Raw genomic sequence first — 2,145 nt, forward strand, 5'->3', positions numbered from 1 at the left:
TGTACAGCGATCGCAATCGCAGAAGATTGGAAGAGTCTTCGACGAAGTAAAGCAGTTATCTTCTCCAGTCATTCAGAGAGCTCAGGCATGGACACGACGGGCAGATGATAACTTTGACAGCTTTGTCTTAGAGCTAGACAAACTTGTAAATAATCTTGCCGACAATATCCTAAAAAATCCCCTCAGAATTCCAGATGTAGATGGTTACACAAAACGATGGATAGCTCTAGTTACATCATTTACGGATACATACAAGATGAGTGGCAGCTTGGATGATGCCCTTAAAAAGGAGCCATTCATTTATGCATCCTACGGTTATGCAGTTGAATCCCTAACTAATGCTTCAATAAAAACAAACAAACTTGACCCCTATCTGCCAACAGGAATGCAGATTGTACTTCAGGGGACACGGGGTCATACTCGACCAGATCTTGTTATTAAGGAGCAATTAACTGACAAGGATATCGCTTGGTTTGACATTACAGCATCACAAAGCGAGGCACACATAGATCAGAAGACAGGTAGTGGTTGGTCTAATCGCCCATATGTGGCTGAGGTAACCTATCCGTCTTTAACTAGGAAAAGTCTTGAGGAATTAGCTGACGCAGTGCTTAAAAATCATCTATCACCTCAGGAATTGGAAGACTTGAAAAAACTTGTGGAAGCACATAAATTTGAACAAGATAAGCAATTAAATAAGGCAGCTGACTTAGTTAAGCAAGCAGTAGACTCGGTGCAATATCAAACAAATATGGCAAAGAGAAGGACAGAATTTGAAACAGAAATGGCACGATTGCTTGGCGAAACGAAGAAATTGCGTCCGCAAGAGGCAAAAGGATGGATTACTGTGGTACATTCTAGGTTAGGTTACTCCTACACCAAACTTGCCGCAGAAGCTGGTTACAAAGGTGAAACCGCCAGAGGACCCAATACAGAGCGAGCAGCGAGTATTATATATAGTCTATGATCAAACATGATTACGCCTCGCTTAGGATATTGCTCTGTCTAGAAAGTTGTATCTGGAGCCAGCAGTTCTTGACTAACTAACCTGCGGAATGTGGAATTACTCCACTAAGTGTTTCCCTAAAACCTAACACCTTAATAATGCGATCGCATAAGCGCGGAAGCTGAGGCCTTTCGGCCACGCTTTGCGAACGCTTCCGGAGCGTAGCGTGGCCTACGGCCAATCGCTTTTGTCGGGTGGGCAAATGGACATAATTCCGGATTCAATTGCCAAACTCTCATTATTTGCCCACCCTACGCTACTGTGGAACGGGCAACCCTACTGTGGAACGGGCATCTTGCCGTGGAATGGGCATCTTGCCCGTTAAAATCTTCCGGCGGGCAGGATGCCCGTTCCACTCCTATTAATCCCGCCCCTCAGCAATGCCAAAAAATAAGTAGTCCCCGGTATAATTTGAATATATCTGTCAAAAATTAGGGCTTATGAATAAGAGTGACTTAGGGGAAATTGAACGTGCTGTCAGTCAACTTTCTAGGGAGGATCTAGCCAAATTTCGGGCTTGGTTTGCAGAATTTGATGCAGCAAATTGGGATCGACAATTTGAGACAGATGTTGCGGCTGGTAGACTTGATGCCCTAGCAGATAAAGCACTGAAAGATTCACGACAAGGAAATTGTACTGATTTGTGAAACATCTTGCTACACCTGATTTTTGGTATTCTTATCGACACCTACCATCGTAAATCCAAGAACTTGCCGATAGATGTTATGAGTTGCTCAAACAAGATCCTCGATATCCCTCACTACATTTCAAGAAAGTAGGTCGGTTTTGATCAGTTCGAGTAGGTTTACATTACAGAGCGATTGCGGTGGAAAAGGATAATGATCTAGTTTGGTTTTGGATCGGAACACACGCCGAATATGACAAAATATTAGGCTCAAAGTAGCGTACGCCTAGACTTGTAGTGCTTAGGCTCAAGTCCGGTGGGCAAATGGACATGATTCCTAATTAAATTGCCAAACTATCATAATTTGCCCACCCTACCCCTGAGGTTAGCAAATCCACTACCGTCTACCCTGTTGTTAATTGGTTTATCGGTTAAAATTGTAGAGCAAGTCAAAAAAATCTTAACCTGCTGAATAGGTGACAAGCAAGACCGATCGCCTGATTTTGTAGGGTGG

General features: G+C 43.4%; 3 protein-coding genes and 1 pseudogene. All 4 read left to right on the forward strand.

What is annotated here, in order from left to right:
• On the forward strand, nt 1-967 hold a 967-nt coding region (locus F6K37_RS39245), incomplete at its 5' end, for a hypothetical protein (RefSeq protein ID WP_287256653.1).
• Nucleotides 968-1,230: 263 nt separating this feature from the next.
• Nucleotides 1,231-1,371: a hypothetical protein gene (locus F6K37_RS39250; protein WP_154659778.1), complete on the forward strand. Its 141-nt coding sequence runs from the start codon at nt 1,231-1,233 to the stop codon at nt 1,369-1,371.
• A 75-nt stretch (nt 1,372-1,446) separates the two neighbouring features.
• The gene (locus F6K37_RS39255; RefSeq protein ID WP_008184105.1) at nt 1,447-1,653 is read left to right on the forward strand and encodes a hypothetical protein; all 207 of its coding nucleotides are present in this window, start codon (nt 1,447-1,449) and stop codon (nt 1,651-1,653) included.
• 53 nt (nt 1,654-1,706) lie between these two features.
• Nucleotides 1,707-1,910: pseudogene (locus F6K37_RS39260) on the forward strand (ParE family toxin-like protein).
• Nucleotides 1,911-2,145: the final 235 nt, after the last annotated feature.

Source organism: Moorena sp. SIO4E2 (assembly GCF_010671945.1).
GTDB lineage: Bacteria > Cyanobacteriota > Cyanobacteriia > Cyanobacteriales > Coleofasciculaceae > Moorena > Moorena producens.

Bases quoted from the DNA above. Each gene is read 5' to 3' on its own strand.
- F6K37_RS39255 (WP_008184105.1), top strand. From the start codon at position 1,447: ATGAATAAGAGTGACTTAGGGGAAATTGAACGTGCTGTCAGTCAACTT.